This window comes from Virgibacillus carmonensis (assembly GCF_057836705.1).
Window position 1 is genome coordinate 1 of sequence record NZ_JBYQFJ010000022.1, and the last position, 26260, is coordinate 26260.

Consider the following 26260-nt stretch of genomic DNA (forward strand, 5'->3'; position numbering starts at 1 on the left):
ACGGATGTTCTCTAACACAGCAAAGGACCGGGCGGTCTATGCCCGGTTTTTCTTACTTCCTTCGATGTTAAAAATATCAAGTTAGTTAAACCAATTCAACGGTTCCGGCTTTTTGTTTTGGAAAATGTGTTTTACCTCGGTATATTCTTCAAGTCCTGATTTACCTAATTCGCGTCCGATTCCTGATTGTTTGTATCCACCCCAAGGTGCTTGGGCGAAGTAAGGATGAAAATCGTTAATCCATACCGTTCCCATACGGAGTTCAGCAGCCACTTGATTTGCTTTAAGCGTATCTTCTGTCCACACGCCGCCTGCTAAACCATAGATGGAATCATTGGCTAATTGGATAGCCTCTTCTTTCGTAGTAAAACGCTCGACCGTTAACACGGGTCCAAATACCTCTTCTTGAACAATTCTCATGTCTGTTGTGCAATCTGTGAATAGTGTTGGTTCATAAAAGAAACCATTTTGTAACTCGGGCAAATTAGGACGTTTTCCGCCAGCACGTAATGTAGCCCCTTCCTGCTTTCCAAGCGCTACATAACTTTCTACTTTGGTACGATGTTCGGCTGAAATCATTGGCCCGGACTGCGTTGCCTCATCAAATCCATTCCCCAGCTTGATGTTTTTAACGCGCTCTATCAATTGGGAGATGAATTGATCATGGATTCTATCCTCTACAAGTAGTCTAGATCCAGCGGAACATACTTGACCTGCATGGAAATAAGCGGCATTAAGTGCTTGATCCAGTGCTGTTTCTAAATTAGCGTCGGCAAAGATAATATTTGGATTTTTGCCTCCAAGCTCTAATGCTATATTTTTCATGGTATTGGCAGCGGATTTCATAATTTTTTTACCGGTATGAATGCCTCCAGTAAAGGATATAAGGTCCACCAAGTTGTTATCTGCTAATTCTTGGCCAACCGTTTCCCCAGCACCTAATACTAAGTTAAATACACCAGTTGGAATTCCTGCCTCTTCTATTAACTCGGTAACCTTTATGGTAGTAAGTGGGGTGATTTCGCTAGGCTTTATCACCACTGTATTACCTGCTGCTAGTGCAGGCGCTATCTTCCATGAAGCTTGTAACAATGGATAATTCCATGGTGTGATTTGTGCACATACACCAACCGGTTCCCGCACAACTTTGCTTGAAGAATCAGGGATAGGTGATTCAATTATTTCGCCACCATCTTTGTCAGCGAGACCTGCGTAATAGCGAAACACCTTAGCGATATCATCCATATCTACACGACTTTCAACGGCTGTTTTACCTGTGTCCAGCGTCTCAAGCTCAGCCAATTCTTCTTTGTCGCGTTCAATAAAGGCAGCGACTTTCAACAAAAGTTTTCCACGCTCCGATGCAGGGGTGTTACACCAATGGCCATTGTCAAAAGCAATTCGCGCGGCTTGGATTGCCTCGATTGCGATTGATTTATCACCCTCAGCAACTTTAGCTATAATTTCTTGGTTAAAGGGGTTGATGATATCACGTGTTTGATTATTATTTGGTTGGATCCATTCCCCGTTTACAAACATTTTTTTAATATGCATAAAAAAACTCCTTCTGTTTAGTGTAGATCCTGATCTTGTGAAATGGATTATTTATATACGATGACATAATCGTTTTCTATCTTGACAGGAAAGCTTGGCAGTTTGTGTGTTGGATCGGCTAACATACGACCCTCATCCTTCACATTAAATTCACGTCCATGCCAAGGGCAACGGAGAATCTCACCATCTTGACAGAATGTATATTCTCCTGGACGATCAGATTGAGGTGCACCACAGAGTTTTCCCTTGGATAAGGGCCCACCTTGGTGGATACACTTATTTGCAAAAGCGTAAAATTCTTCATCCAGCGTTTTGCAAATTACAATAGAAATCCGTCCGAGTTCAGCTTCCCGCAATTCTCCTGGTTCCATATCATTTATGTGACAGACAGTTTGTTGCATTATTTTTTTCCCTCCTGCTACTTCAATTTTGGATAGAATGCACGTGCATTTTCAGAAAATATTTTTTTCTTAAGATCGGGGTCCAAGCTAGGTAAGGACCGGTGCGGCGAATCAAAATCCCAGTGGGGGTAATCCGTTGCAAAGCAAAGCATTTCATCTGAACCCATTTGATCAAGTACGGATAAGAAGTCCTTTTTATTTAATTCCTCTGATGGTTGGGTACAAAATCGAACGTGTTCTTTCATGATATCGCTAGGCTTTCTTTTGATCCAAGGTACTTCATGACGAAGATCCTTGTATTGCTGATCAAGTTTCCACATCAAATGAGGAATAAACGTAAAGCCGCCTTCAATCATCATAAGTTTAAGATTTGGGAACTTCTCGAATACACCGTTGAATATCATGTTCGTCACCTGCATCATGTGTGTTGTAGGCAGGAGGCTGTGCCATTCTATAAAGTACCTTGGCCATTTACCAAAATATAATGGTGGCTCATTATGATGCATGCCGATCATCAATTCATATCTTTGGGCAGCTTCATAGATAGGGTGAAAGTAAGGGTCGCCCCACATCTTATCATCAATAGGCAGTAATATTTGAACCATTTTTGGATGTGACCCAACTCTTTCTATTTCACGAATGGCTCCACCCGGATCTTCCGCATTAATGTGCACAGAACCGTAAAGTCGCTCGTCTTTTTCCAACCAATTCTCTATTTGCCAGTCATTGTAAGCGGATGCGAGTGCTGTCGCCATCTCATACCATCCATGCATGGATGATGGTGATGGATCCAAGGCGCCGGTAAGAATACCGTATTCGTGACCAATGTCATCAAGTAGTTGTTCCTGCATAAAGGGTAGATCAGACCCTGCTTGCCGGCCATCCGGTAATTTAGCATCGGCACGGTTAACACCTGCTACAGAAGGCTGCGTGTATGGCAAATGTTTTTCCTGAATCCAATTCGCATCCTCGATATACCTTCTATATGGATTATCTAAATACTTGAATAGGTCTTTATACGCAACACTTTCGTGGATATCAACGTCTATAATTCTCTTTTTTTGTTGTTGATTGTTGTTACTCACAATATACCCTCCCGGTTGTTATTTATCTTATCTAGCATTATAGCAATCTCCTTATTTAAACCCTAACTCGGGAATAGACTGTGAGTAACACTGAGTGAGCTTAGTGTTACTCAGTGAGCGTCAGTAATGCTCAGTGATGCAAATTCGTTTTCTGTAGTAACACCTTGCAGCTGAAAAATGTTTCTTTATATCAAAAGCACAGTAATTAATTTAAATTTAAAAAAGTATTGACAAACAATCGATGGTCAACATATAATAAGAAACTATAACATTTAAACAATTAAATTATCATATATTTCGGCAACGAAAGGAAAAGTAGTGCCTTATCTCCCTGTTTTAGAGAGCTGATGGTTAGTGGGAATCAGTACAAAGATAAGCATGAATTACACCCTGGAGCTTCTTTTTCTAGTAAAGAGAGATCTTTATGAAGAGAAAGACGGTCAATTGATCGTTAACAAAATGAAGTGGTGAACAAATTCCGTTCACAACTAGGGTGGTACCGCGATTACAATCGTCCCTACTGATTAATCAGTAGGGACTTTTTTAATACAAAAAAATTGAATTATTTATAAGCAATGAAAGGAAACAGTAGTGTCTTATCTCCCTGTTTTAGAGAGCTGATGGTTAGTGGGAATCAGTACAAAGATAAGCATGAATTACCATCCTGGAGCTTCTTTTTCGTATTAAAGAGAATTCTTTAATTAGAGAAAGACGGTCAACCGATCGTTAACATTAACAAGAGGTGAACAGTTCTGTTCATAATAAGGGTGGTACCACGGTGAAAATCGTCCCTGTCGTTTAAATAAAAACGGCAGGGACGATTTTTTTATTATTTGAGGGAGTGATGCTTGTATTATTACACTAAAAGAAAGCTCGTTTTTATCGGTATAAAGTATAAAAAAACCATGGCGACGAGCCGAGATTTTCTGGAATTATGTGTCTAACTATAAAAACAAAAATTAGGAGGAATAAGATATGACTACAAATGACTTAACGCAATTACGTGACAAAATAGATGGGGTTAACTTACAACTGCTTAAATTACTAAACGAACGAGCGGAAATCGTTCAGGAAATTGGTGAACATAAGGAAAAACAAGGAGTAGCCCGATTTGATCCAGTTCGTGAGCGTCAAGCACTCGATTTAATTATCCAGCATCATGACGGACCTTTCGAAGCTTCAACCATTCAATACATTTTTAAAGAAATTTTTAAAGCTAGCTTAGAGCTTCAAAAAGATAATCATAAAAAGGCATTACTCGTTTCACGAAAAGCACGTCCTGAAAATACGATTGTTGATGTGAATGGTGAAAAAATTGGTGATGGGGAACAACGATTCATTATGGGGCCATGCGCAGTTGAAAGTTATGAGCAAGTAAAAGCGGTTGCCTTAGCAATGAAAGAGCAAGGACTTACCTTTATGCGAGGCGGAGCGTTCAAGCCTCGGACTTCTCCATACGATTTTCAGGGACTGGGACTTGAAGGCCTGCAAATTTTAAGAGAAGTTGCAGATGAGGTAGGAATGCAGGTTGTCAGTGAAATCCTTGCACCACATGATGTGGAAAAGGCGCTGGATTACGTTGATGTTATTCAGGTGGGTGCCCGTAACATGCAAAACTTTGAATTGCTTAAAACGGTCGGAAAAGTGAAGAAACCAGTTCTCCTAAAGCGTGGGCTTTCAGCAACCATTGATGAATTTATTAATGCGGCTGAATATATCATTTCGCAAGGAAACGACCAGATCATTTTATGTGAGCGTGGTATTCGCACATACGAAAAGGCAACGAGAAATACATTAGATATTTCCGCTGTACCGATCTTGAAAAAAGAAACACACTTGCCAGTTGTAGTTGATGTAACCCACTCGACAGGAAGAAAAGACTTGCTTCTACCAACCGCAAAAGCAGCTCTTGCTATTGGAGCAGATGCCGTTATGGCGGAAGTTCACCCGGATCCTGCAGTTGCGTTATCCGATTCAGCTCAGCAAATGAACATTCCTGAATTTAATGAGTTTATGGATATATTAAAGGTTTTCAAAAATAAGTTAGCGTAATAAGGAGGAAGGTTAATGAAATGGAAAGAACAGATTCTGGATTTGCGAGCGTATCAGCCTGGAAAATCGATTGAAGAAGTTAAGGAGCAGTATCAACTAGATTCAATCGTCAAACTGGCTTCAAATGAGAATCCATTCGGTTATTCACCAAAAGTAGATACTGCATTAAAAGAATTCCATTCGTCATTTATTCTTTATCCTGATGGGGATGCTTTTAAATTACGTGAAGCAACTGCATCTTTAATAGGTGTAAATAAAAAACAATTAATTTTTTCAAATGGAACGGATGAACTCGTCCAGATTATTTCTAGAGCCATGCTGGAACACGGGAAAAATACAGTAATGGCCACGCCAACTTTTCCACAATATAAACATGCGGCCATCATCGAAGGAGCCGAAGTACGTGAAGTAGAGTTAGTCAATGGAAATCATGATTTGAACAAAATGCTTGCCATGATCGATGAAAATACAGCAATTGTTTGGGTTTGCAGCCCTAACAATCCAACTGGGAGTTATATTCCGGAAAATGAGCTTTGGTCCTTTTTAGAGAAGGTGCCAAAAGATGTGCTAGTCGTTCTTGACGAGGCTTACTTTGAATATGTAAATGATTCCTATGATTCTCTTGCCTTTTTAAATAAGTTTTCGAATTTAATCATCATGAGAACTTTTTCTAAAATGTATGGTCTTGCTAGTTTTCGTGTTGGTTATGGGGTTTCGTCGGCAACGAATATTAAAAGACTAGAACCGATTCGTCTTCCTTTTAATACGAATGTACTCGGCCAACTAGTAGCATCCGCTGCGATAACAGATCAAGTCTTTGTAGAAAGATGCAGGCTGAGGAATTCGGAAGAAAGAGAAAAATATTATACGTTTTGTCAGGAAAATCAACTTCATTATTTTCCTTCGCAGGGCAATTTTGTCTTAATTGATTTTGATCGCGATGGTGACGCGGTAGCCAACTTTTTGTTATCAAAAGGTCTAATCGTTCGTTCTGGTAAATCATTAGGTTTCCCAACATCAGCCCGTATTACAATCGGTTCAGAGGTACAAAACGAACAAGTAAGAAGTGCTATCAAGGAATTTATGGAAAAAGGTGTAGAACTACAGGAGGATCATTCATGAGTGGAAACGTATTTATCGTAGGATTAGGATTAATTGGGGGTTCATTAGCCCTCATAATTAAGAATCAACATCCAGATGCAAAAATCTATGGGTACGACGTGAAGCAAAGTGAAGTAGAGAGAGCAAGCGTACTCAACATAATCGATGAAAAAGTAGCTTCTTTTCGACAGGGAGCAGAATTAGCAGATTTAATCATCCTGTCTACACCAGTATTAGAGATGGAAAAATTAATAAAACAATTATCAAGCCTTACCTTAAAGGAAAACGTTATTATAACTGACACAGGTAGTACAAAAGGGGGGATTATGCAACTTGCTGATGATTTGTTGCAAAGAGAGGTAACGTTTATTGGAGGACATCCAATGGCAGGTTCGCATAAAGCAGGCGTGGAAAGTGCTAAGGCACATTTATTTGAAAATGCTTTTTACGTACTAACACCTCACGCTGATACCCTTTCAGAAAGAATAGAAGAATTAAAAGACTGGCTAAGTGGGGCGAATTCTCACTTTCTAGTTCTCGATACAGAGGAACACGACTATATTACGGGGGTAGTAAGTCACTTTCCCCATGTTATAGCGGCAGGCCTGGTCAACTTAGCAAAAAAGAACGCGGACAAAAATCCGCTCATAAGCTTGTTAGCTGCAGGCGGATTTCGGGATGTAACTAGGATTGCGTCCAGTAATCCTAACATGTGGAAAGATATCGTTAAACAAAACCGGCTTAACTTATTAGCTTTATTAGAAGACTGGATGATGGAAATGCGAAACATACAAAATGTCTTAGTAGAAGAAGATGACAACGATATTATCCATTTCTTTGAAGAAGCAAAAGAATACCGGGATTCATTGCCAGTCCATTCCAAAGGAGCAATTCCGTCCTATTATGACTTATATGTGGATGTAATGGATGTACCTGGAGCCATCGCAGGTATTACTTCATTGCTAGCGGAACAAGCGATTAGTATAACTAACCTTCATATAATCGAATCCAGGGAGGGGTTACTCGGTGTCTTGCGGATTAGTTTTCAAAAGGATGAAGACCGTACCAAGGCTCAAGCTTTACTTAACCATAACGATTTTAAGACATATGAGGCAGCATAATAATATTGTACGGCACTACTAAAAATAGTGTCGTATTTTTTATTGATATTGAAAAAGTACACGTCAATTTGTTGGATTCAATAGCTGGTGTAAGTCTATCATTTACACTTAGTTTAAAGGTAGTTCAGCGATTACATTTGTTCCATCCAAAACAACCAATTTTACATTCAATGCAAATTTTTTTATCATTTCTAAATCCTTTATGTCCTTAAAAACATATTCTGCATGAAAGTCGCCTACTTGATTAGGAGGAATTTGACCTCTTCCACCAAATCCGACTGTCTGCATTTTTATATATTTTGTATTAGGGAGTATTTTCATGAATTTTTCTAATTTCTTATCTGGGACTACGACAATTTCCATACCTTGGTATTGGTATCCAGGATAATCAAATTCATTTCCGATAGTAGTAGAACCTGTATTTTTAATTTTTAAATCATATCGGATATTGTTCTGAGCCTCATTAATCGTAGTATCAACGTTAATTATTTTTAGATGGTCTTGGTGATCAAAACCTGTTAAAAGTAAAAGCGATGTCATAATAACGAAAATAATCCTAGTCACAAAAGTTACTCCTTTCGTAATTATATAAGCCTTTTTATCCTGCCCTAATGTAAAAAACCTATTTAAATAAGGTTTTACCAGACATGGGAAAAGAATAAACAAGCATATACCGTAATAGGGTGCTTATCTTGAATAAGGTTTAGCGCTTCTTCTGACATTTAAAGCCCATAAATAAGTGAAGTTAATTAGTAATAACGTGCTAAACTCTATCAGTTAGCACTTTTTTAATGCAATAGATTCTACTATCTATCTTAAATAAAAAACTTGAAACTTTTATACGTAAATTCTTCTCTAATGGTAAAGGGGGACAAGCATGGATCATTTAAAACTTATAAAAAAGGCGAAAAACGGCAACAAAAAAGCATTTGAAGATCTCCTTTCACTACATAGTGGACAGTTATATCGTACCGCTTTCCTATATGCAGGTAATCGCGAAGATGCTCTGGACATAGTACAAGAAACTTCTTATAAGGCATTTATATCAATTGGGAGTTTAAAAAATAATAAATACTTTTCTACATGGCTAACAAGAATACTTATCTATAGTGTTTATGACCTGAAGAAAAAACAAAAAAAAGATATACCGTTTGAAAATGTGGGTGAACTTTCATCCGAGAAAGTTCAAGAAAACATTGAACATATTGATTTAGTTAGAGCTATTAGTGACTTACGAGATACCTATCGGGATGCTATTATTTTATTCTATTATCAAGATCTACCGATTAAGGAAGTAGCTAATATTATGAACATACCTGAAAATACAGTTAAAACATACCTTCAAAGAGGAAAAAAGCGGTTAAAAACTATTTTAGAGGGGATGGGGTACAATGAAGGAAAAATTATTTCAAGATAAATACGATAAAATAGAAGTTCCAGAAGAAGATGTTCAAAAGGCAATTCGGGGTGGTATAGAAAAAGCTGATGATAGTTCTATTTTCAAGAAAAAGAAGAGCAGAACTAGGAAATTTATTATTTCAACTACAGCAGCTGTTACTTTACTGTCAACCAGTTTCATAGTTCCGTCTGTATCGAATGTGTTGGCTGATGCCCCACTTGTTGGGCAATTATATTCAAATTTTAATGATTTAGTTGGAAGAAGTCTTGAATCACAACAATTAATCACTCAATTAAATGAATCAGCTAGCAGTGAAGGAATAAACGTCATGATTACAAGTGCCTATTACGATGGAGCTGTTATCGGTGTTACTTTTGATGTGACAGGTGATGTAAAGGAGAATCAAAGTGGCAAATTAGCTGGATTTTATGAAATATTTAATGGAAATGAAGCAATTGCTGAGAGCAAAGAAATTGTTCAGATGGAAAAAACGGATAAAGGGTATACTGGACAAATTCAATTGCATTACCCTGGAGAAGAGTTGCCTGCTAACACGACATTTCCTTTGGAGTTTCTGAGAATTGGAAATGATGAAGGAGCATGGAAATTCGATGTTCCTATTAAACAACTGCCAAATCAAATTATTAGAGTTGACAAAGCAAGTAGTGATAAAAAGGCAGACGTACTGGTTCATTTCAATTCAATTATAGCAGGTAAGGCTTCTACAGCAATTGAATACACAAGCACATTCCCGGCTGAGGGCAAGAACGACCAAGTTCGATTAGAAGCTTATGATGACCAAGGAAATAAGATTAGAATTTCGATGGACGGTATTGATCTAAAGAAAACAAAAAAAGATAAACAAATGATAGTAAAAGGAAGAAGTATTATTCCTCAAGAACTTTATGGGAAAACGAATTATATCAAAATACATCCGAAAGTAGCTCTAAATCCAAGGAGTCAGTTTGTTAAATTAGATCAAGAAACACCTTTTGTAATAAGTTCTGATCGACAAGATCTCTCCGTAAGTCTGGAGAATATCACTATAAACGACGATACTGTTGTTATTGATTTTCAGATAAATGAGGGAGAAGAAAAGAATCAACGATTACTTTTCTATAAGAACATAGCCCGAAATGATGTAATAATGGTGAAGGAATCGGAAAAGGATATTTATAAGGAACCAATGGAACACTCCATAAAAGTTTTAGATGAAGGCGATTTAAGATTTAGAAGCACATTTGATCTTAGCTCTCTAGATGATTTTAAAAATAACGGTTATGTCGTAAGAGTTGGATTAGGTGGTTTAAGTAGTAATATACCTGTAGAGATGGAACCAGTAAAAATTTATTTGAAATAAAAGTAGATATACTTACAACACTTCATACATTTATTGGTTACATTAAAATAATAATTTGTTCAACTGAGGGGCACGTTTATTGAATAACGTGCCTTTTAGTATAGATGCGAATAGTAGAAAAAGGCATAATAAGCTAATTAAATATTTATGCTAAATAATATAGATTGTGAAGTATTAACCCCCACTGCCAAATAGTGCGCAATTTATTACACAATTTAATTGTATTTCTAGTACGATTCAAGTTCTGTAACGGTACCCTGGTTTTTTTCCTGAAATATTACTTTTTCCAATTCATGGAATACCGACCTCTCATAAGTCACAATCAGTAACCGCTTTCTTTATTGAAAGAACAATCACCCAGTCAACAAGGGATATTATTCTATTAAAATAATGCAACTGAAAATATTCTAATTGTAACAAATAATCTGAAAACACCATAGACAAACGATCTTTGAGGTGGTATATTATTAGGAATTTACATCATGAGGAGGGGTTTTATGTTAAGTAATCCGCTAATAGCTACGGTTTTGATCTTTTCTTTAATTGCATTAGGGGAGTGGCTATCTATTGTTTCCAGAGCCCGAATCCCTATGCTGCTTACTGCAATGGTTGGTTTTTTAGTTTGTTCATGGACAGGCATTTTTCCTGAAGATATTTTAGAGAAATCAACTTTTCCAGCTTTAGGAGCAATTTTGATCGGCCCAGCTATTTTGCATATGGGTACGTTAATTCCCTTCTCTATACTTAGAAGCCAACTTAAAGCGGTAGTTATTGCTCTCAGTGGCATCGTTGTGGCTGGCGTTTTACTATTGACGATTATTCCATTGTTTTTTGACTATGCAACAGCAGTTGCTGGTTTTGGCCCAATCAGTGGAGGGATTATTGCTCTTATCATTACTTCAGAAAAACTGACTGAACTTGGACTTACAAGCATTATTGTCATACCGGCTTTAATTGTAGCTTTTCAGGGCGTTCTCGGAATGCCGCTTGCGATGAATTTCATGCGAAGGTATGCCATTAAGATGCAGAAAGAAATGGATGATGGGACGTTTGTTCCGATGGCTAGTGGGCAGGATTCTGATAAAAAGGTTAATGACAAAGCAAAATCCAGTTCATTTAAATCTAGCGTGACATTAAAACTATTTTCTGTGTTTGTGGGTGCTGCAATTGGAATTTCACTAGGAGAAGTTACTCCTATTCATTACAGTTTATGGTGTTTAGTAATCGGTCTAATCGGTGTTAAAGTTGGGCTTTTTGAAACAAGATCTCTTGAAAAATCGAATTCATTTACCCTGACAATGATGGGAATTATCTTTGTCGTAATTGGTACAATGGCTGATGTAACACCTCAGGATGTAGTGAATAATTTACCGAGCATCATTTTAATTCTGTTACTCGGTACATTTGGAATAGCACTTGGTGGCTACCTTGCATCTAGGTTTGTTAAATGGCATCCATTCAAAGGTATGCCTGTAGCATTAACAGCCCTTTTTGGTTTCCCTGGTGATTATATACTCTGTGAAGAAGTTAGCAGAAGTGTAGCGAGAAACGAACAAGAAGAAAAAGTCATATTCAATGAGCTGTTAACACCTATGCTAATCGGTGGATTTACTACAGTCACGATCGCATCAGTGGTTATAGCAGGATTATTAGTACAAACATTATAACTTGGAGGTATACAAAATGACAAAAATGATTATTAAAAATGGGTTATTAATTGACGGTAACGGCGGAGAGCCGAAGAACGATTCTGTGGTAGTAGTGGAAGGTGAACAAATTGTTTATGTTGGTGCTGAATCTAACTACTCAGCTACAGGTGAAGAAACAGTCGTGGATGCCGAGGGAGGTACCATTCTTCCAGGAATAATCGATACGCATGTGCACGTGATGATGGAATTTTCGCCAATTGCAGACAGGCTAGCTACACCATTTTCATTTATGTATTATAAAGCAGCTAAACACTTAGAAAGCACCTTGCATGCTGGGATAACCTCTGTACGTGATGCGCTAGGTGCGGATTTAGGTATAAAAAAAGCAGTTGATGATGGCTTGATCGCAGGCCCAAGATTGCAATTAAGTATTAATGCACTGACCATTACTGGTGGGCATGGTGATGGGTATACCGTTTCCGGGAATACAACGGATATTTTACCTTCTGATTATCCAGGTATGCCTAATGGTAAATGTGACGGTATTGAAGAAGTACGGAAGAAAACACGTGAAATGCTGCGTGCTGGGGCAGAGGTCATAAAAGTTCATGCAACTGGCGGGGTATTAAGCGCTACTGATCACCCTGAGTTTACACAGTTTTCATTGGAAGAATTAAAAGTTATTGTCGAGGAAGGACGCTTTCGAAAAGGCGTTAAAGTGATGGCCCATGCGCAAGGTGCTGAAGGAATTAAAAATGCAGTTAAAGCAGGCATCCATTCGATTGAACATGGTATCTTTTTAGACGATGAGGCAATTGAATTAATGAAGGAAAACGGGACATTTTTAGTACCTACACTACTTGCCCCTGTTGCTGTGTTAGAAACTGCAAAGGACGTTGGAATGCCAGATACTGCAGTTGAGAAATCCAAAGAAGTAATTGAACATCACATGACAAGTATAGCAAAGGCTTACAAAGCTGGTGTGAAGATTGCAATGGGAACTGACGCCGGTGTGATGAAACATGGTACGAATTTAAGAGAACTTGGGTTAATGGCAGACATTGGCATGACACCAATGGAAACAATTGTAGCTTCTACAAAAACTGCTGCAGAATGTTTAGGTTGGGAAGCTAAGGTTGGGACGATTGAACGGGATAAACTGGCAGATATCATTATTGTTAAAGGTAATCCATTAGAGGATATTCATTCACTTGCAAATAATGATACGATTCAAGTTGTTATCAAGAATGGGAAAATAGAAAAAAATACAGTTGCAAAGGCGACGTCACCGATTGTCGTTTCATAATAGCAAAGGGACTGTTACCAAAAGCTAAGGCTATTGGTACAGTCCCTATTGTTTATATGCACTGCAACTGGAGCACAACTTCATAACTAGAGTTTAAATCCTTTACGACTTTTGAAACGTTTTAAAAGTACGCTACTTTCTACCCTCGTGATTCCCTGGACTGAGTATAGTTCATTATTAATAAACGTTTCAAGCATTTTAAAATCTTCCACTAGGACGTGCATATGAAGCGTGCTTGGTCCTGTCATTTGATAGATACTGGCAACATTTGAGTTATCTGCTAGATTTTGCGCTACTTCTTGTAGCTGCTTTGGTTCTACATCCACTTCAAAAAAAGCGGAAACCTTTTTTCCGAATTTCTCTGAATTTACCGTGACCGTAAAATTTTCAATTACGCCTTTATCAATAAGGTTCTGTATTCTATCTTTTACAGCTACTCGCGATAACCCTATTTTTTCAGCTAACTCAACATACGAAATTCTACCATCTTTCACTAGTTCTTCAACTACTCTTTTATCCACATCATCAAATTTCATAAAGGTTGACTCCCAAAATTATATTTCAAAGTTGTTGATTATTTAATAATAGCAGAAAATGTTAAAACTAACAAAATTTATTTTTCTAAAAACTAAACTAATTATACAAAATGAAACCATTAATGTTTAATTTTGGTATAAATGTAAGCTTTTATATTGATTTAACTTACTTTTGTTCAAAAATCTATTGACATGCAATTAAGGGTTTTGTACAATATTAATAATTTAATAAAAAGTTTGAAAACTATATTAAATGAAGGAGGGATAGAGTGATCGGATTAATCGTTAGGAGATTACTTCAACTAATTTTATTATTATTTGGTATCTCATTTTTAGTATTTATGAGTATGCATATCGCGCCAGGTGATCCAGCTACAATAATCGGTGGACCGACTGCGAGTGCTTCAGATCTCGAAGCAATTAGAGCAGATTTAGGGTTGGATAAACCAGTTCTGGTTCAATATGTAGATTACTTAGGTGGAATTTTACAAGGTGATTTTGGCTACTCTTATCAAACAGGACAATCGGTTACAGATGCAATTATAACCCGGTTTCCAAGTACGATAAAGCTTGCTGCCGCTAGTATGGTTGTAGCTGTTATTATTGGGATCATTGCTGGAATTATTGCTGCTATTAAACAGAATTCCTGGATTGACATCTCCAGTACGACTTTCTCTTTAGCAGGAGTTTCTATACCGAATTTCTGGCTAGGTACCATGCTAATACTTATTTTTTCTGTACAGCTACAATGGCTTCCGGTAGGTGGTTTAAATGCCCCTTTTTATACCATTGAAGGTATGAAAGAATTGATATTACCAGCCATTACATTAGGAACGGCTTCAGCAGCTTTAATCGCCCGTATGAGTCGGTCGTCAATGTTAGAAGTAATTAGGTCCGATTATATTCGTACTGCCAGAGCAAAGGGTGTTAAGCAGCGATCGGTAATATGGGTTCATGCACTGAGAAATGCAATGATTCCGGTTGTAACTGTTGTTGGTATAAATTTCGGTTCTTTATTGGGTGGCACCATCATTACAGAGCAAGTATTTGCTATTAATGGGATAGGAAGATTAATGATCGATGCGATTGCATCAAGGGATTTTCCAGTGGTACAGGGAACAGTGTTACTAGTGGCTGCTATCTTTGTAATCGTTAACTTAATAGTAGATGTAGTTTATGCAATTATAGATCCTAGGATAACGTATAACTAAGAGAGGAGGTCAAGTAGTGCCGGCTAATTTAGCTTTAAATGATAAAAACGTAACTCCCAAGAAAAAAGAACGATATCTCGTACAAACGATCAAACGTGTACTAAAAAATAAATTAGCGGTCTTTGGGCTTTTCATTATTACACTATTGATTATTATAGCTTTATTTGCTCCTTTACTCGTTAGCCAGGGGCCTTTTGAACAAAACTTGTCAGAAACAGAACTTGGAATAGGTGCAGAAGGTCACTTTCTTGGAACTGACAACTATGGAAGAGATATGTGGTCACGATTGGTTTACGGGGCAAGGATTTCCCTCGTTGTAGGCTTGTCATCCGTGATACTAGGTTTAATTGGCGGCCTTACATTAGGTCTTCTAGGTGGTTACTATCGGAAAATTGATGGTTTTATTATGAGAATTGTAGATTTGTTATTTGCCTTCCCTGGTATATTGCTTGCGATGCTTATTATCGCAATGTTAGGAACAAGTCTAGTAAATGTGGTTATTGCTATCAGTATTTGGTCAATACCAGGTTGCGCTAGAATTGTCAGGGGTAGTGTCTTATCAGTTAAAAAGCAAGAATATATTTTGGCGATGAAGTCTTTAGGAGCAAGTGATACAAGAATTATTCTAAAGCATATATTGCCTAACTGCACAGCACCAATTATTGTATTTGCGACTATGCGAATGGGTACAGCAATTTTATCTACATCAGCTTTAAGTTTCTTAGGCTTAGGAGCACAACCACCAACTCCAGAATGGGGAGCGATGATTGCTGCGGGTCAAGATTTTATGTGGAGCGCTCCACATATGTCAATTATTCCAGGAATAGCTATCATGCTAACCATCTTTGCATTTAATGTTGTTGGTGATGGATTAAGGGATGCGTTAGATCCAAATATGGAATTAGATGTATAAAATAAGGAGGATATAATGATGAGTAAGAGAATGCTTCAGCTTATGACTTTATTAGTGTTAACAGTACTTGCTTTGGTTGGATGTAGTGAAGAAAGCAGTAGTGAAAATGGTGGTGAGGATGCTCCGGCTGAACTAACATATGCATCAACTTCAGATGCTGCCGGGTTGTCACCCATTGATACAAATGATTCCGTATCTTCTAATGTTACGTATCAAATCTATGAAACTTTATTTACACAAGATCCGGAAACATTGGAAGCGAAGCCGTTACTGGCAGAATCATACGAAACACCTGATGCTAACACTTGGGTAATCAAGCTGCGCGAAGGGATTACGTTTCATGACGGAACTCCTTTCAATGCAGAAGCTGTAAAATATACGTTTGAACAAATTAAAGATCCTGAAAGAGCTGCTCCAAGAGCGTCCTTGCTAGAGCCGATTTCTTCCATTGAGGTTAAAGATGAATACACGGTTGTTCTTAAAACGGATAAACCATATGGTCCAATGTTAGCTGCTTTAAGCCATACGAATGCAGCCATTGTTAGTCCGACTGCCGATAAGGAAGGGGATATTAACAAGGATCCTGTAGGCACTGGTCCATTCGTATTTGAAGAATGGGTAGAAGGGGATCACATCACTCTAAAGAGGAATGAAGACTATTGGAAGGAACCTGCACAATTGGAGAAAGTTACGTTTAAGGTAGTTCCAGAGGCTTCAACAGCCATCTCCATGCTGGAAACAGGAGAAGTCCAATTTATCGATGCTTTACCTTCTGATCAGCTTCCTAGAATTGAGTCACTTAAAGGTGTTGAGGTACAAAAGGCTGAAGGAACACGCGTATCTTATTTAGGGTTTAATATGGATAAGGCACCATTTAATGAATTAGCATTTAGACAAGCTGTTGCATATGGTGTTGATCAAGAAACATATGTAGAGCAGTTAAATGGACTTGGAATTTACAACGAGAGCATAATCGGTCCAAAAGTCTTTGGTTACAACGAAGAAGCGAAAGATGCAGGCTATGCGTTTGACCAGGAAAAGGCCTCAAAATTAATAGAAGAAAATGGGTATACTGGCCAAGAAATAACACTTTTAGTAGCTAATAGAGATAATTACATGAAGATGGCAGAGATTGTTCAGGCTCAGCTAACCGAAATTGGTTTAAATGTAGAAATTGAAACAATGGAATGGGCAACTTTTCTAGAAACTGCAAGAAAGGGAAATTACGAAATGACATTCCTAGGCTGGTCAAATAGTACTGCTGATGGAAGTGAGTTGCTATATCCAAATCTACATTCAGACAATATCGGATCCTCGAACTTCGGTAGATATAATAATGAAGAGTTTGATAAATTAGTAGAAGAGTCACGCGAAACGGTTGATCAGGAAGTCCGAAAAGAAAAATTACATGAAGCAAATGTCATGGCAATAAAAGATGCACCGTGGATAGTTATGGAACACGGAACGGTAACAGCTGCTTATGATGAATCAGTTGAAGGATTGGTTGTAGATCCTACTGGTCAATGGTTACTTTATAATGTTAGCAGAAAGTAGGGTTATGAATGGAACATCTGTTGCAAGTTGAAAATCTTGTTACCCAATATCGGACAGCCAATGGGAAAGTCCCGGCTGTTCGGGGTATTTCTTTCTCAGTGAGTAAGGGAGAGACCTTATGTATCGTGGGTGAATCTGGGTGTGGGAAAAGTGCCACTTCCCTGTCGATAATGGGTCTTTTACCAAATAATGGAGAAATTACCGGATCCATACGTTTAAAGGACGAGGAAATTATAGGTAAAACAGAAGAACAACTACAAAAGATTAGAGGAAATAAAATGTCGATGATTTTTCAAGAGCCAATGACTGCTTTAAACCCAGTTTTCACTATAGGTTTTCAGCTTCGGGAGCCATTGATGATTCATCGCGATATGTCTAAAAAAGAAGCAACACTGAAAAGCATTGATTTACTTGATCAGGTCGGTATACCAAACCCGAAGGAAAAGCTAAAACAATTTCCACACGAGCTCAGTGGTGGAATGAGACAGAGGGTAATGATTGCTATGGCGCTGGCATGTAAACCGTCACTATTAATAGCTGATGAACCAACAACAGCCCTGGACGTGACAATTCAGGCACAGATTTTAGATTTAATTGATGATTTAAAAGAACTGATGGGAATGGGTGTTGTATTTGTAACACATGACATGGGCGTTGTAGCTGAGATAGCTGACCGGGTTATGGTTATGTATGCTGGAGAAGTTGTCGAAATGGGTGACGTGTACAGTGTTTTTAATGACCCACAACATGCTTATACGAAAAAACTCTTGGCAGCAGTGCCGAATGTAGATGATGACAGTAAATATTGGCTTCAGGGGGTGGATAACCATGACAAATCAACAGCCACTACTTGAAGTGAAGGATTTGAAAAAATACTTCCCAATTAAAAGCGGTATATTGCAACGAACAACAGCAAATGTAAAAGCGGTACAGGATGTTAGTTTGCAGGTATATGAAGGAGAAACACTTGGAATTGTGGGTGAATCTGGTTGTGGAAAGTCAACATTTGGTAGAACGATTCTAGGGTTAGATGAGCTAACAGAAGGTTCTATTATGTTCCGTGGAAAAGATATTGGCGGACTGTCAAGCCGGAAATTAAAGGACTACAAAAAAGATATGCAGATGATATTTCAAGATCCGTTTGCATCCTTAAATCCACGCCAACGAATTGGTAATGCTTTGGAAGAGGTATTTGTCATTCATAGTAATTTATCAAAAAAGGATAGGGAAAAACGGGCACGTGAACTTTTAGTAGAAGTAGGATTAAAGGAAGAGCATTATGAAAGATATCCACACGAATTTAGTGGGGGACAACGACAACGTATTGGAATTGCCCGCGCGATTGCACTTAATCCTTCGTTAATAGTCTGTGATGAAGCGGTGTCTGCACTTGATGTATCCGTGCAAGCCCAAATTATTCGACTGCTCAATGATCTGCAAGAAAAGTATCAACTGACATATATGTTTATTTCTCATGATTTAGGTGTTGTCAGACACATGTGTGATCGTGTGTTAGTGATGTATCTTGGGAAAATGGTGGAACTCGGATCATCAGAACAGATATATAAGAATGCAATGCATCCCTACACAAAAGCGTTATTATCAGCAATTCCTCGTCCAATTCCTGGTCGAAAAAAAGAACGTATAAAGTTAGAGGGAGATTTGCCGAGTGCCTCCAATTATCCGACGGGCTGTCCATTCCATACACGATGTCCATTGGCTCAGGAACACTGTAAGGTAGAAGTTCCTGAATGGCGAGAAGTCGAGGATGGTCATTTTGTGGCTTGTCACGAGGTTTAATGCTAAAATAATCTAATAATAGTACGTATACAAGGAGTGTTTATATGTTTTCTTTTAACAATCAATCCCATCCGTATCCAAATACGCGAAATGCTACCTATGCAAAAAATGGTATGGTTGCAACGTCTCAACCACTTGCCTCGCAAGCGGGACTAGAAATTCTGAAAAAAGGTGGAAATGCAATTGATGCAGCAATTGCTACTGCGGCATGTCTCACGGTTGTAGAACCTACTTCAAATGGGATTGGGGGAGATGCTTTTGCTTTAGTATGGACAAAGGGTGAATTGCATGGCCTAAATGGAAGTGGCAGATCGCCTAAAAATATTTCAATCGATGCTGTAAAGGAATCTGGTCATGAAGAAATTCCAACCCATGGATGGACACCGGTTACTGTTCCGGGTGCACCTGGAGCATGGGCGGAGCTTTCGGAGAAGTTCGGAAAACTTCCATTAAATGAAGTATTAGAGCCAGCAATTAATTATGCTTCAGAAGGTTTTCCCATATCCCCAACATTAGGGAAATTCTGGGATAAGGCACATAATGTTTTTAAAACAAAATTAAAGGATGATATTTTTACGAACTGGTTTGAGACATTTGCACCTAGAGGCAGAGCGCCTAAGGTAGGGGAAATCTGGTCATCTTTAGATCATGCTGAGACATTACGCTCAATTGCGGAGACAAACGCGGAATCATTTTATCGCGGGGAGTTGGCAGAAAAAATAGCTCGTTTTTCAAAAGAGAACGGTGGTTATTTAACTGCTGAAGACCTTGCTGAACATCGTACAGAGTGGGTGAAACCAATCAATGTGAATTACCGAGGCTATGATGTTTGGGAAATACCACCAAACGGCCAAGGTATTGTCGCACTTCAAGCACTAAATATTTTAAAAGGATTTAACTTTACGGATAAAGAGTCAGTAGATACATACCATAAGCAAATTGAAGCTATTAAACTGGCATTTGCAGATGGTCAGAAACATGTAACAGACGAAGGCCATATGAAACATACTACAGATGATTTGTTATGTGATGAATATGGCGAATTACGGAGAGAGCTTATTGGTGATGAAGCACATCTACCAGAGGCTGGGGAACCTTCTTTAAGTGGAACTGTTTATTTATCTACAGCTGATAATGAAGGTAATATGGTTTCGTTTATTCAAAGCAATTATATGGGATTTGGCTCCGGATTAGTTGTACCGGGAACAGGGATTGCCCTGCAGAATAGAGGACATAATTTTTCCATGGACCCTAATCACGTCAATGCCCTAGAAGGCGGTAAGCGAACATACCATACGATTATCCCAGGATTTTTAACAAAGGGCGATCAACCAGTCGGTCCATTTGGTGTGATGGGAGGCTTTATGCAACCCCAGGGTCATGTCCAAGTAGTCATGAATACGATTGATTTTGGCCTGAATCCACAGGCGACACTTGATGCTCCCCGCTGGCAATGGATGAAAGATAAAACAGTTGAAGTAGAGCATAGATTCCCACATCATATTGCTTCAGCATTGGCGGAAAAAGGGCATGATGTTCGAATTGCGCTTGAACCAAATAGCTTTGGTCGTGGCCAAATTATCTGGGCAGACCCTGAAACCGGCGTCTTGGTTGGTGGTACGGAGTCAAGAACTGATGGTACTGTTGCTGCATGGTAACTATTGTGACGATTAAATTAAAGGCTTGTTTCTAATGAAAAAACAGTGGGATGTCTTTATTGCGTTTTTTAGGATTGGTATGCTTGGATATGGAGGGGGACCAGGGTCTATCCCCTTGATCCATAAAGAGGTAGTTGGTAAGTATAAATGGATGAACGATGAAGATTTTGGTGATTTATTGGCTTTGGCAAATACACTACCTGGTCCGATAGCAACCAAATTGGCTGGATATATCGGCCATCGGGTATCCGGTTTTTTGGGAATGCTTAATGCAGTTTTAGCAACCATTATTCCTACCATAATCTTGATGATCATTCTATTAACATCCTTATCGTCAATTAAGGATTTAAACTGGGTACAAGGAATGACTGCAGCAGTAATACCAGTCGTCGGTGTAATGCTTGCGGTTCTGACATGGCAGTTTTTTCATAAAGCAGTACAGGGCATGGGTTGGTTGCAGACAGGAATAATGTCAGTTATGATTTTTGTATTATTACAATTTTTAAATGTGCATCCAGGTATTATGATTGGAATTTTGCTTGTGGCCGCATTAGTTAAAAAAGATAAAACAGATAAAGAAGAAGAGTCCGTTCGGGGTAAGGAAGGTGAATCATCATGAAGTATTGGCATATATTTTTAGCCTTTTTCATCCCAGGAATTCTTGGTTATGGTGGTGGACCAGCTTCCATCCCATTAGTTGAAAATGAAGTAGTAGAACGGTACGAATGGATGAACGTTCAGGAGTTTAGTGAAATGTTAGCCCTCGCAAACTCACTACCTGGACCTATTGCCACTAAAATGGCAGGGTATATTGGGTATGACGAAGGTGGGGTTTTAGGGGCGATAATCGCTGTATTTGCGGCAGTTGCGCCATCATTAATTATTATGATTTTGTTATTAGGTGTCCTTTATAAATATAAGGATTCTAGTAAGGTAAAGCGTCTAACGCAATATGTTCGTCCGGTAATCGCTATATTGCTTGGGGTCATGGCTTGGCAGTTTTTTAAGGAATCATATGATGGAATAGGGTTATGGCAAACGTCCTTAATTATTATTTGCAGTTATTTGTTAATTGAGCGAATGCAAGTACATCCTGCGTTTGTAATAGCGGGTACACTTGTTTATGGTGGACTTATTTTGTGACTACTATTTTTTTATGAGAGGCGCATGAATGATTCATGCGCCTTCTTTTAATTCTTAGCCAGTTACAGATTCTGAATCAGCATGTTGATCAGCCTTATTTTCAGATCTGTCGATAACAAGAGCTCCTGATGCGTCTCCTGTAATATTTACCGCTGTCCGGAACATATCCATGAATCGATCAACCCCAGCAATTAATGCAATAGCTTCTAGTGGTAAATTCACTGTAGTTAGAACGAGTATTAACATCACTAAACCGGCCCCTGGTACTCCAGCTGCTCCAATTGAACCAAGTGTTGCAATTAAAACAATCATCATTATTTGTCCAAAAGTTAATTCGATTCCATATGCTTGTGCTGTAAATAGGGCAGCAACACTTAAATATAGCGATGTTCCATCCATATTAATGGTCGCACCCAATGGTAAGACAAAACTCGATATCTTCTTTGATACACCCAAATTATCTTCAGAACATTTTATGGTTACTGGTAATGTTCCCGAACTACTCTGCGTACTGAATGCCACAAGACTGGCTGGAGCAATTCCTTTGAAAAATTTTATTGGGCTCATCTTTCCAAGCGTTTTTACTGCGATGGAATAGGTGACCAGCGCATGCACGATACAAGCGAAGGCAACGACAGATATCAGCTTGATTAAAGGAAGCAAAACGGAAAGACCGTATTCCCCAATGATCGGTGCTAATAAGCCAAAAACGCCAATTGGGATAAGTTTCATGATAATTGCAGTGATTTTATACATAATCTCTGCAAGTCCATCAAAAAAGCGAAACACGGGTTGTGCTTTTTCGCCTACCATTGTGATTCCGATACCAAGGAAAAGAGCAAAGAAAATAATTTGCAAGATATTCCCGCTTGATAAACTTTCAAGCGGATTAGTCGGTATGATGTTTAACAAAACACTAATAAATCCGCCAGTTTCTGTTGCTTCAGGTATCTCTCCTGCAGAAGAAATATCAACTCCTGCACCTGGGGAAAATACTAAGGCGGCAATTAGACCAATCGTAACAGCAACTAGCGTAGTAGTTAAATAATAAACAATGGTTTTTCCGCCGATTCTCCCAAGGGACTTCATGTCACCAGTACTTGCCACACCTACAATTAGTGATGATGTGATTAAGGGGATAATAATGAATTGAATAAGACGTAAAAATAAATCCCCGAGTGGTTGAACAACGTCAACGCTAGGTCCAAAAATAATTCCAGCAATGATAGCAGTTACAAATGCAATTAAAATTTGTGTAAGTAAACCTATTTTTTTGATTTTTGCCACTAAGAACTACCTCCCTTTCGGATTTAAATACTTTTTGGTGAACAATACAGCTATCAAAGCAACACCTCTCTTCCATAATAGATTTATACGAATGGAGAAGATTGAATATTAAGGCAACTATTGAATCCTATTTCATAAATATGTTTTGTCCTTAGAATTAAGAACCATTCCTGTGCTACTAACTACTTATTATTCCAAAGTTAGGGATAAATTAAATTATAGTTAATATATTTATAATAGAAGAGATTTAAATACTAGAATTGGCTGGCAGTTTGAAAGAAGGGGGAAGGTAAATGCCGAAAACGGTTGGAATAATGGGGGGGATGGGACCACTTGCAACTGTGGACATGATGCGCAAAATTATTATGCGGACACCAGCAAAAGTAGATCAAGACCATCTTCATATTGTTGTGGATAATTATCCGCAAATTCCGGATCGAATGGCAGCTATTTTAGGAGAAGGGGCAGATCCAATTCCGTATATGATAAAGTCAGCCCAATTATTACAAAGGGCTGGGGCTGACTTGCTGGTCATTGCTTGTAACTCGGCCCACTATTTTTTTCCAGCAGTACAGAAGGAAATTGATATTCCAATATTGCATATGCCGAACGAAACAGCTCGATATACGAAGAAATTAAATTTTAATAAAGTAGGTTTGCTGGCTACAGATGCTACGCTTCAGGAAAAGCTCTATCATAAACCATTTCAATCTCTGGGAATTACTTTGCTGGAGCCAGATCCAACCATGCAAGAAAAGGTGATGAAAGGCATTTCGTATATAAAGGAAGGCGACCTGGAAATGGGGACAATTTGTTTGGAAAAGGTTGCTGATTCCTTATTTCAACAAGGAGCTGAAGCAATTGTTTCAGGTTGTACAGAAATATCGCTGGTTCTTCATTCTACAGATTCACTTACGGTACTGGATCCTACAGACATCGTAACTCAATCGGTAGTGAAAGCAGCTTTCGAGCAGTAGAAGGATAAAATCTTATTTTACTAGGGAGGATTATCATGAATTTAGCACAGTTCAAGCGAAGAAATTATACGGATTGGGAAATACCAATTGAAAAGTTAGATAATTTATCAAAAGAATTAGGTGGTCCAGAAATTTATATAAAGCGGGATGATTTACTGGGACTAACCTCCGGCGGTAATAAAACTAGAAAGTTGGAGTTTCTAGTTGCGGATGCATTGGAGCAGGGGGCAGATACGTTGGTAACCTGTGGTGCTGTCCAGTCGAACCACTGTCGTCTTACGCTAGCTGCCGCAGTAAAAGAAGGGTTAAAATGCAGGTTAGTTTTAGAAGAACGAGTTCCTAACAGTTATCGACAAGATGCAAGCGGAAACAATTTCCTTTTTAACTTGCTTGGTGTGGAAAAAACAAAAGTCGTACCAGGTGGCTCCAACATGATGGAAGAGATGCAGGGTATGGCAGAAGAAGTTGTTGGTGAGGGCCATAAACCTTATATTATACCAGGTGGAGGATCAAACGAAATTGGAGCGACCGGTTACGTTGCTTGCGCCCAGGAAATACAAGAGCAAACTTTTGCCAAGGGCATTAATATTAATCATATTGTTTGTGCCAGTGGAAGTGGTGGTACTCATGCAGGTTTAGTAACAGGTTTTTTCGGTAACCACAGCACCGTTTCGGTAATCGGTATTAGTGTAAGAAAAAAGAAGGAAGACCAAAAACAATTAATCGATGACCTTGTTCAAAAAACTGCTAAGCATGTCGGAATTAAAAGTACTATCCCAAACGAGTTGATAACCTGTTTTGATGACTATGTTGGGAAAGGTTATTCGTTACCAACTGCCGAAATGGCTGAAGCTGTTCAATTACTAGCAAGAACAGAGGGGATTCTGCTCGACCCTGTATATTCAGGAAAAGCAATGGCGGGTTTAATTGACCTTGTTCGAACAGGTTATTTTAAAAAAGACGATAAACTTTTATTTCTACACACTGGAGGATCTCCAGCCCTTTATGCTTATATGCCTGAAGTACTTAAAGAAGAGAGGAATCTGTAATATGGTTGGAAAGCTGCTAGAAGATTTGGATACGCCGTCCCTTATTATTGATCTCGATCAGATGGATAATAATTTGAAAGCAATGCAAGACTTTGCAGATTCTGCAAGGGTTAAATTACGGCCCCATACTAAAACCCATAAGACGGCTGAGATTGCACGGTTACAAATGAACTATGGGGCCAGAGGCATTACCGTTGCAAAAGTAAGTGAGGCAGAGGCGATGGTTAATGCTGGAATATCAGATATTTTTATCGCAACGGAAGTGGTAGGGAAACAAAAGTTTGAACGAATCAGGGTGATTGCTAAAAGAGCCAAAATCCGCTTGTCAGTCGATTCGGTCTATCACGTGGAACAGATTTCGGACTTTTTTGGCGATGAAGTTCCAATTGAATTGATGATTGAAATTGACACAGGGCAAGGACGCTGCGGTGCAAAACCAGTTGAAGCAGTGCAACTTGCTCAAGAAATTATCGAAAAATTTCCATTGCTAAAGCTAAAAGGAATATTTACACACGAAGGACACACGTACAACGCAACAGACAAAGACCAAATGAAGAAAATAGCGGTAAATGCACAGGCAGATGTTATCGAAGTCGGAAAAGAAATCAAAGATAAATGGGGCATCGATTGTGAAATCAGTATAGGTTGTACACTAGCCCAATTAACAAGGGAAGTTCTGCCTGGAATAACTGAGCTTCGACCAGGTACGTATGCCTTTTATGATGCTGGACACGCTTATTTTCTTGGGGACATCACGTATTGTGCCGCTACGGTTTTAGCGACAATTACATCAAAAAGTAGTAGGGGAGATGTGGTTGCTGACGCGGGGGCCAAATCCATGACGATTGATCAAAGATCTAGTGGGGTACTGAAAACGGAAGGTTTTGGGGAAATTAAGGGTCATCCAGATTTGCTGATAAAAAAGCTTTCCGATGAACATGCTGTAATAGAGGCTGAAAATACATTGAATATTGGAGATCGTATTGAAATTGTTCCTAATCATGTTTGTCCAACTGTCAATTTATACGATAAGGCCTATGGAGTGAGAAACGGGAAAGTTGAAAAGGTATTTACTATTAGTGCTAGAGGTTGTGTTCAATAGAA

The 26260-nt window shown here is 38.7% G+C and carries 24 protein-coding genes and 2 other annotated features; of the genes, 18 read left to right on the top strand and 6 right to left on the bottom strand.

Annotated features, from left to right (window positions below; translation table 11 throughout):
- Positions 1–81 precede the first annotated feature (81 nt).
- From betB to AC3G7N_RS15255, 3 genes are read right to left on the bottom strand one after another with little or no spacing between them, the layout of a single operon-like run.
- Positions 82–1554 (bottom strand): betaine-aldehyde dehydrogenase, encoded by a 1473-nt coding sequence (betB, locus tag AC3G7N_RS15245; RefSeq protein WP_489423022.1) that lies wholly within the window; start codon positions 1552–1554, stop codon positions 82–84.
- Positions 1555–1601: 47 nt separating this feature from the next.
- A complete protein-coding gene (locus AC3G7N_RS15250; RefSeq protein WP_489423023.1) occupies positions 1602–1955 on the bottom strand; it encodes a Rieske (2Fe-2S) protein in 354 nt (117 codons plus the stop codon).
- Positions 1956–1972: 17 nt separating this feature from the next.
- Positions 1973–3040, bottom strand: coding sequence for an amidohydrolase family protein (locus AC3G7N_RS15255; RefSeq protein WP_489423024.1), 1068 nt, complete (start codon positions 3038–3040; stop codon positions 1973–1975).
- 294 nt (positions 3041–3334) lie between these two features.
- Positions 3335–3562 (top strand) — a binding site (T-box leader).
- Between the two features lie 44 nt (positions 3563–3606).
- Positions 3607–3836 (top strand) — a binding site (T-box leader).
- Between the two features lie 179 nt (positions 3837–4015).
- Between AC3G7N_RS15255 and AC3G7N_RS15260 the strand changes: the two genes are divergently transcribed.
- Genes AC3G7N_RS15260 through AC3G7N_RS15270 form a run of 3 tightly spaced genes read left to right on the top strand, consistent with a single transcriptional unit; the run spans position 4016 to position 7314 of the window.
- A complete protein-coding gene (locus AC3G7N_RS15260) occupies positions 4016–5092 on the top strand; it encodes a bifunctional 3-deoxy-7-phosphoheptulonate synthase/chorismate mutase (RefSeq protein ID WP_489423025.1) in 1077 nt (358 codons plus the stop codon).
- 15 nt (positions 5093–5107) lie between these two features.
- On the top strand, positions 5108–6214 hold the full coding sequence (hisC, locus tag AC3G7N_RS15265) for a histidinol-phosphate transaminase (RefSeq protein WP_489423026.1): 1107 nt from the start codon (positions 5108–5110) through the stop codon (positions 6212–6214).
- Positions 6211–7314 carry a prephenate dehydrogenase gene (locus AC3G7N_RS15270; protein WP_489423027.1) on the top strand — a complete coding sequence of 368 codons (1104 nt, stop codon included), beginning with the start codon at positions 6211–6213 and terminating at the stop codon, positions 7312–7314. The genes hisC and AC3G7N_RS15270 overlap by 4 nt, the downstream gene beginning before the upstream one ends.
- Positions 7315–7422: 108 nt before the next feature.
- On the opposite strand, the gene AC3G7N_RS15275 is transcribed toward AC3G7N_RS15270, so the two are convergent.
- Positions 7423–7878: a hypothetical protein gene (locus tag AC3G7N_RS15275; protein ID WP_489423028.1), complete on the bottom strand. Its 456-nt coding sequence runs from the start codon at positions 7876–7878 to the stop codon at positions 7423–7425.
- A gap of 313 nt (positions 7879–8191) precedes the next feature.
- On the opposite strand from AC3G7N_RS15275, the gene AC3G7N_RS15280 reads away from it, so the two are divergent.
- The 4 genes from AC3G7N_RS15280 to AC3G7N_RS15295 all read left to right on the top strand — a co-directional run bounded on the left by AC3G7N_RS15280 (position 8192) and on the right by AC3G7N_RS15295 (position 13028).
- A complete protein-coding gene (locus AC3G7N_RS15280; protein ID WP_489423029.1) occupies positions 8192–8731 on the top strand; it encodes a sigma-70 family RNA polymerase sigma factor in 540 nt (179 codons plus the stop codon).
- Entirely contained in the window at positions 8706–10073 is a 1368-nt protein-coding gene (locus AC3G7N_RS15285; protein WP_489423030.1) for a DUF4179 domain-containing protein, read from the top strand. Before AC3G7N_RS15280 ends, AC3G7N_RS15285 begins: the two co-directional genes overlap by 26 nt.
- 497 nt (positions 10074–10570) lie before the next feature.
- The gene (locus AC3G7N_RS15290) at positions 10571–11740 is read left to right on the top strand and encodes a hypothetical protein (protein ID WP_489423031.1); all 1170 of its coding nucleotides are present in this window, start codon (positions 10571–10573) and stop codon (positions 11738–11740) included.
- A 16-nt stretch (positions 11741–11756) separates the two neighbouring features.
- A complete protein-coding gene (locus AC3G7N_RS15295) occupies positions 11757–13028 on the top strand; it encodes a metal-dependent hydrolase family protein (RefSeq protein ID WP_489423032.1) in 1272 nt (423 codons plus the stop codon).
- 86 nt (positions 13029–13114) lie between these two features.
- Here AC3G7N_RS15295 and AC3G7N_RS15300 read toward each other — a convergent pair whose 3' ends face one another.
- Positions 13115–13564 (bottom strand): Lrp/AsnC family transcriptional regulator, encoded by a 450-nt coding sequence (locus AC3G7N_RS15300; protein WP_489423033.1) that lies wholly within the window; start codon positions 13562–13564, stop codon positions 13115–13117.
- A 269-nt stretch (positions 13565–13833) separates the two neighbouring features.
- Between AC3G7N_RS15300 and nikB the strand changes: the two genes are divergently transcribed.
- From nikB to AC3G7N_RS15340, 8 genes are read left to right on the top strand one after another with little or no spacing between them, the layout of a single operon-like run.
- Positions 13834–14775 carry a nickel ABC transporter permease gene (nikB, locus tag AC3G7N_RS15305; RefSeq protein ID WP_489423034.1) on the top strand — a complete coding sequence of 314 codons (942 nt, stop codon included), beginning with the start codon at positions 13834–13836 and terminating at the stop codon, positions 14773–14775.
- A 16-nt stretch (positions 14776–14791) separates the two neighbouring features.
- Positions 14792–15688 (top strand): ABC transporter permease, encoded by an 897-nt coding sequence (locus tag AC3G7N_RS15310; RefSeq protein WP_489423035.1) that lies wholly within the window; start codon positions 14792–14794, stop codon positions 15686–15688.
- Positions 15689–15703: 15 nt separating this feature from the next.
- The gene (locus AC3G7N_RS15315; protein ID WP_489423036.1) at positions 15704–17242 is read left to right on the top strand and encodes a glutathione ABC transporter substrate-binding protein; all 1539 of its coding nucleotides are present in this window, start codon (positions 15704–15706) and stop codon (positions 17240–17242) included.
- Between the two features lie 8 nt (positions 17243–17250).
- Positions 17251–18096 carry an ABC transporter ATP-binding protein gene (locus AC3G7N_RS15320; protein ID WP_489423037.1) on the top strand — a complete coding sequence of 282 codons (846 nt, stop codon included), beginning with the start codon at positions 17251–17253 and terminating at the stop codon, positions 18094–18096.
- Entirely contained in the window at positions 18071–19042 is a 972-nt protein-coding gene (locus AC3G7N_RS15325; protein ID WP_489423038.1) for an ABC transporter ATP-binding protein, read from the top strand. The genes AC3G7N_RS15320 and AC3G7N_RS15325 overlap by 26 nt, the downstream gene beginning before the upstream one ends.
- A 44-nt stretch (positions 19043–19086) precedes the next feature.
- On the top strand, positions 19087–20700 hold the full coding sequence (gene ggt, locus AC3G7N_RS15330; protein ID WP_489423039.1) for a gamma-glutamyltransferase: 1614 nt from the start codon (positions 19087–19089) through the stop codon (positions 20698–20700).
- Positions 20701–20734: 34 nt separating this feature from the next.
- On the top strand, positions 20735–21319 hold the full coding sequence (locus AC3G7N_RS15335) for a chromate transporter (RefSeq protein ID WP_489423040.1): 585 nt from the start codon (positions 20735–20737) through the stop codon (positions 21317–21319).
- On the top strand, positions 21316–21843 hold the full coding sequence (locus AC3G7N_RS15340; protein WP_489423041.1) for a chromate transporter: 528 nt from the start codon (positions 21316–21318) through the stop codon (positions 21841–21843). The genes AC3G7N_RS15335 and AC3G7N_RS15340 overlap by 4 nt, the downstream gene beginning before the upstream one ends.
- Positions 21844–21897: 54 nt before the next feature.
- Here AC3G7N_RS15340 and AC3G7N_RS15345 read toward each other — a convergent pair whose 3' ends face one another.
- The gene (locus tag AC3G7N_RS15345; protein WP_489423068.1) at positions 21898–23121 is read right to left on the bottom strand and encodes a dicarboxylate/amino acid:cation symporter; all 1224 of its coding nucleotides are present in this window, start codon (positions 23119–23121) and stop codon (positions 21898–21900) included.
- Positions 23122–23423: 302 nt separating this feature from the next.
- Here AC3G7N_RS15345 and cuyB point away from each other — a divergent pair, with 302 nt between their 5' ends.
- Genes cuyB through AC3G7N_RS15360 form a run of 3 tightly spaced genes read left to right on the top strand, consistent with a single transcriptional unit; the run spans position 23424 to position 26258 of the window.
- Positions 23424–24107: a cysteate racemase gene (cuyB, locus tag AC3G7N_RS15350; protein WP_489423042.1), complete on the top strand. Its 684-nt coding sequence runs from the start codon at positions 23424–23426 to the stop codon at positions 24105–24107.
- A gap of 35 nt (positions 24108–24142) precedes the next feature.
- The gene (cuyA, locus tag AC3G7N_RS15355) at positions 24143–25156 is read left to right on the top strand and encodes a D-cysteate sulfo-lyase (protein WP_489423043.1); all 1014 of its coding nucleotides are present in this window, start codon (positions 24143–24145) and stop codon (positions 25154–25156) included.
- A 1-nt stretch (position 25157) separates the two neighbouring features.
- Positions 25158–26258 carry an alanine racemase gene (locus AC3G7N_RS15360; RefSeq protein ID WP_489423044.1) on the top strand — a complete coding sequence of 367 codons (1101 nt, stop codon included), beginning with the start codon at positions 25158–25160 and terminating at the stop codon, positions 26256–26258.
- The last annotated feature ends 2 nt before the right edge of the window (positions 26259–26260 follow it).

Excerpts from the sequence above, each read along its gene's own strand:
- betB (WP_489423022.1), bottom strand. The coding sequence starts at position 1,554 with ATGCATATTAAAAAAATGTTTGTAAACGGGGAATGGATCCAACCAAAT.
- AC3G7N_RS15250 (WP_489423023.1), bottom strand. The coding sequence starts at position 1,955 with ATGCAACAAACTGTCTGTCACATAAATGATATGGAACCAGGAGAATTG.
- AC3G7N_RS15260 (WP_489423025.1), top strand. The coding sequence starts at position 4,016 with ATGACTACAAATGACTTAACGCAATTACGTGACAAAATAGATGGGGTT.
- hisC (WP_489423026.1), top strand. The coding sequence starts at position 5,108 with ATGAAATGGAAAGAACAGATTCTGGATTTGCGAGCGTATCAGCCTGGA.
- AC3G7N_RS15270 (WP_489423027.1), top strand. The coding sequence starts at position 6,211 with ATGAGTGGAAACGTATTTATCGTAGGATTAGGATTAATTGGGGGTTCA.
- AC3G7N_RS15280 (WP_489423029.1), top strand. The coding sequence starts at position 8,192 with ATGGATCATTTAAAACTTATAAAAAAGGCGAAAAACGGCAACAAAAAA.
- AC3G7N_RS15285 (WP_489423030.1), top strand. The coding sequence starts at position 8,706 with ATGAAGGAAAAATTATTTCAAGATAAATACGATAAAATAGAAGTTCCA.
- AC3G7N_RS15290 (WP_489423031.1), top strand. The coding sequence starts at position 10,571 with ATGTTAAGTAATCCGCTAATAGCTACGGTTTTGATCTTTTCTTTAATT.
- AC3G7N_RS15295 (WP_489423032.1), top strand. The coding sequence starts at position 11,757 with ATGACAAAAATGATTATTAAAAATGGGTTATTAATTGACGGTAACGGC.
- AC3G7N_RS15300 (WP_489423033.1), bottom strand. The coding sequence starts at position 13,564 with ATGAAATTTGATGATGTGGATAAAAGAGTAGTTGAAGAACTAGTGAAA.
- AC3G7N_RS15315 (WP_489423036.1), top strand. The coding sequence starts at position 15,704 with ATGATGAGTAAGAGAATGCTTCAGCTTATGACTTTATTAGTGTTAACA.
- AC3G7N_RS15320 (WP_489423037.1), top strand. The coding sequence starts at position 17,251 with ATGGAACATCTGTTGCAAGTTGAAAATCTTGTTACCCAATATCGGACA.
- AC3G7N_RS15325 (WP_489423038.1), top strand. The coding sequence starts at position 18,071 with ATGACAAATCAACAGCCACTACTTGAAGTGAAGGATTTGAAAAAATAC.
- ggt (WP_489423039.1), top strand. The coding sequence starts at position 19,087 with ATGTTTTCTTTTAACAATCAATCCCATCCGTATCCAAATACGCGAAAT.
- AC3G7N_RS15335 (WP_489423040.1), top strand. The coding sequence starts at position 20,735 with ATGAAAAAACAGTGGGATGTCTTTATTGCGTTTTTTAGGATTGGTATG.
- AC3G7N_RS15340 (WP_489423041.1), top strand. The coding sequence starts at position 21,316 with ATGAAGTATTGGCATATATTTTTAGCCTTTTTCATCCCAGGAATTCTT.
- cuyB (WP_489423042.1), top strand. The coding sequence starts at position 23,424 with ATGCCGAAAACGGTTGGAATAATGGGGGGGATGGGACCACTTGCAACT.
- cuyA (WP_489423043.1), top strand. The coding sequence starts at position 24,143 with ATGAATTTAGCACAGTTCAAGCGAAGAAATTATACGGATTGGGAAATA.
- AC3G7N_RS15360 (WP_489423044.1), top strand. The coding sequence starts at position 25,158 with ATGGTTGGAAAGCTGCTAGAAGATTTGGATACGCCGTCCCTTATTATT.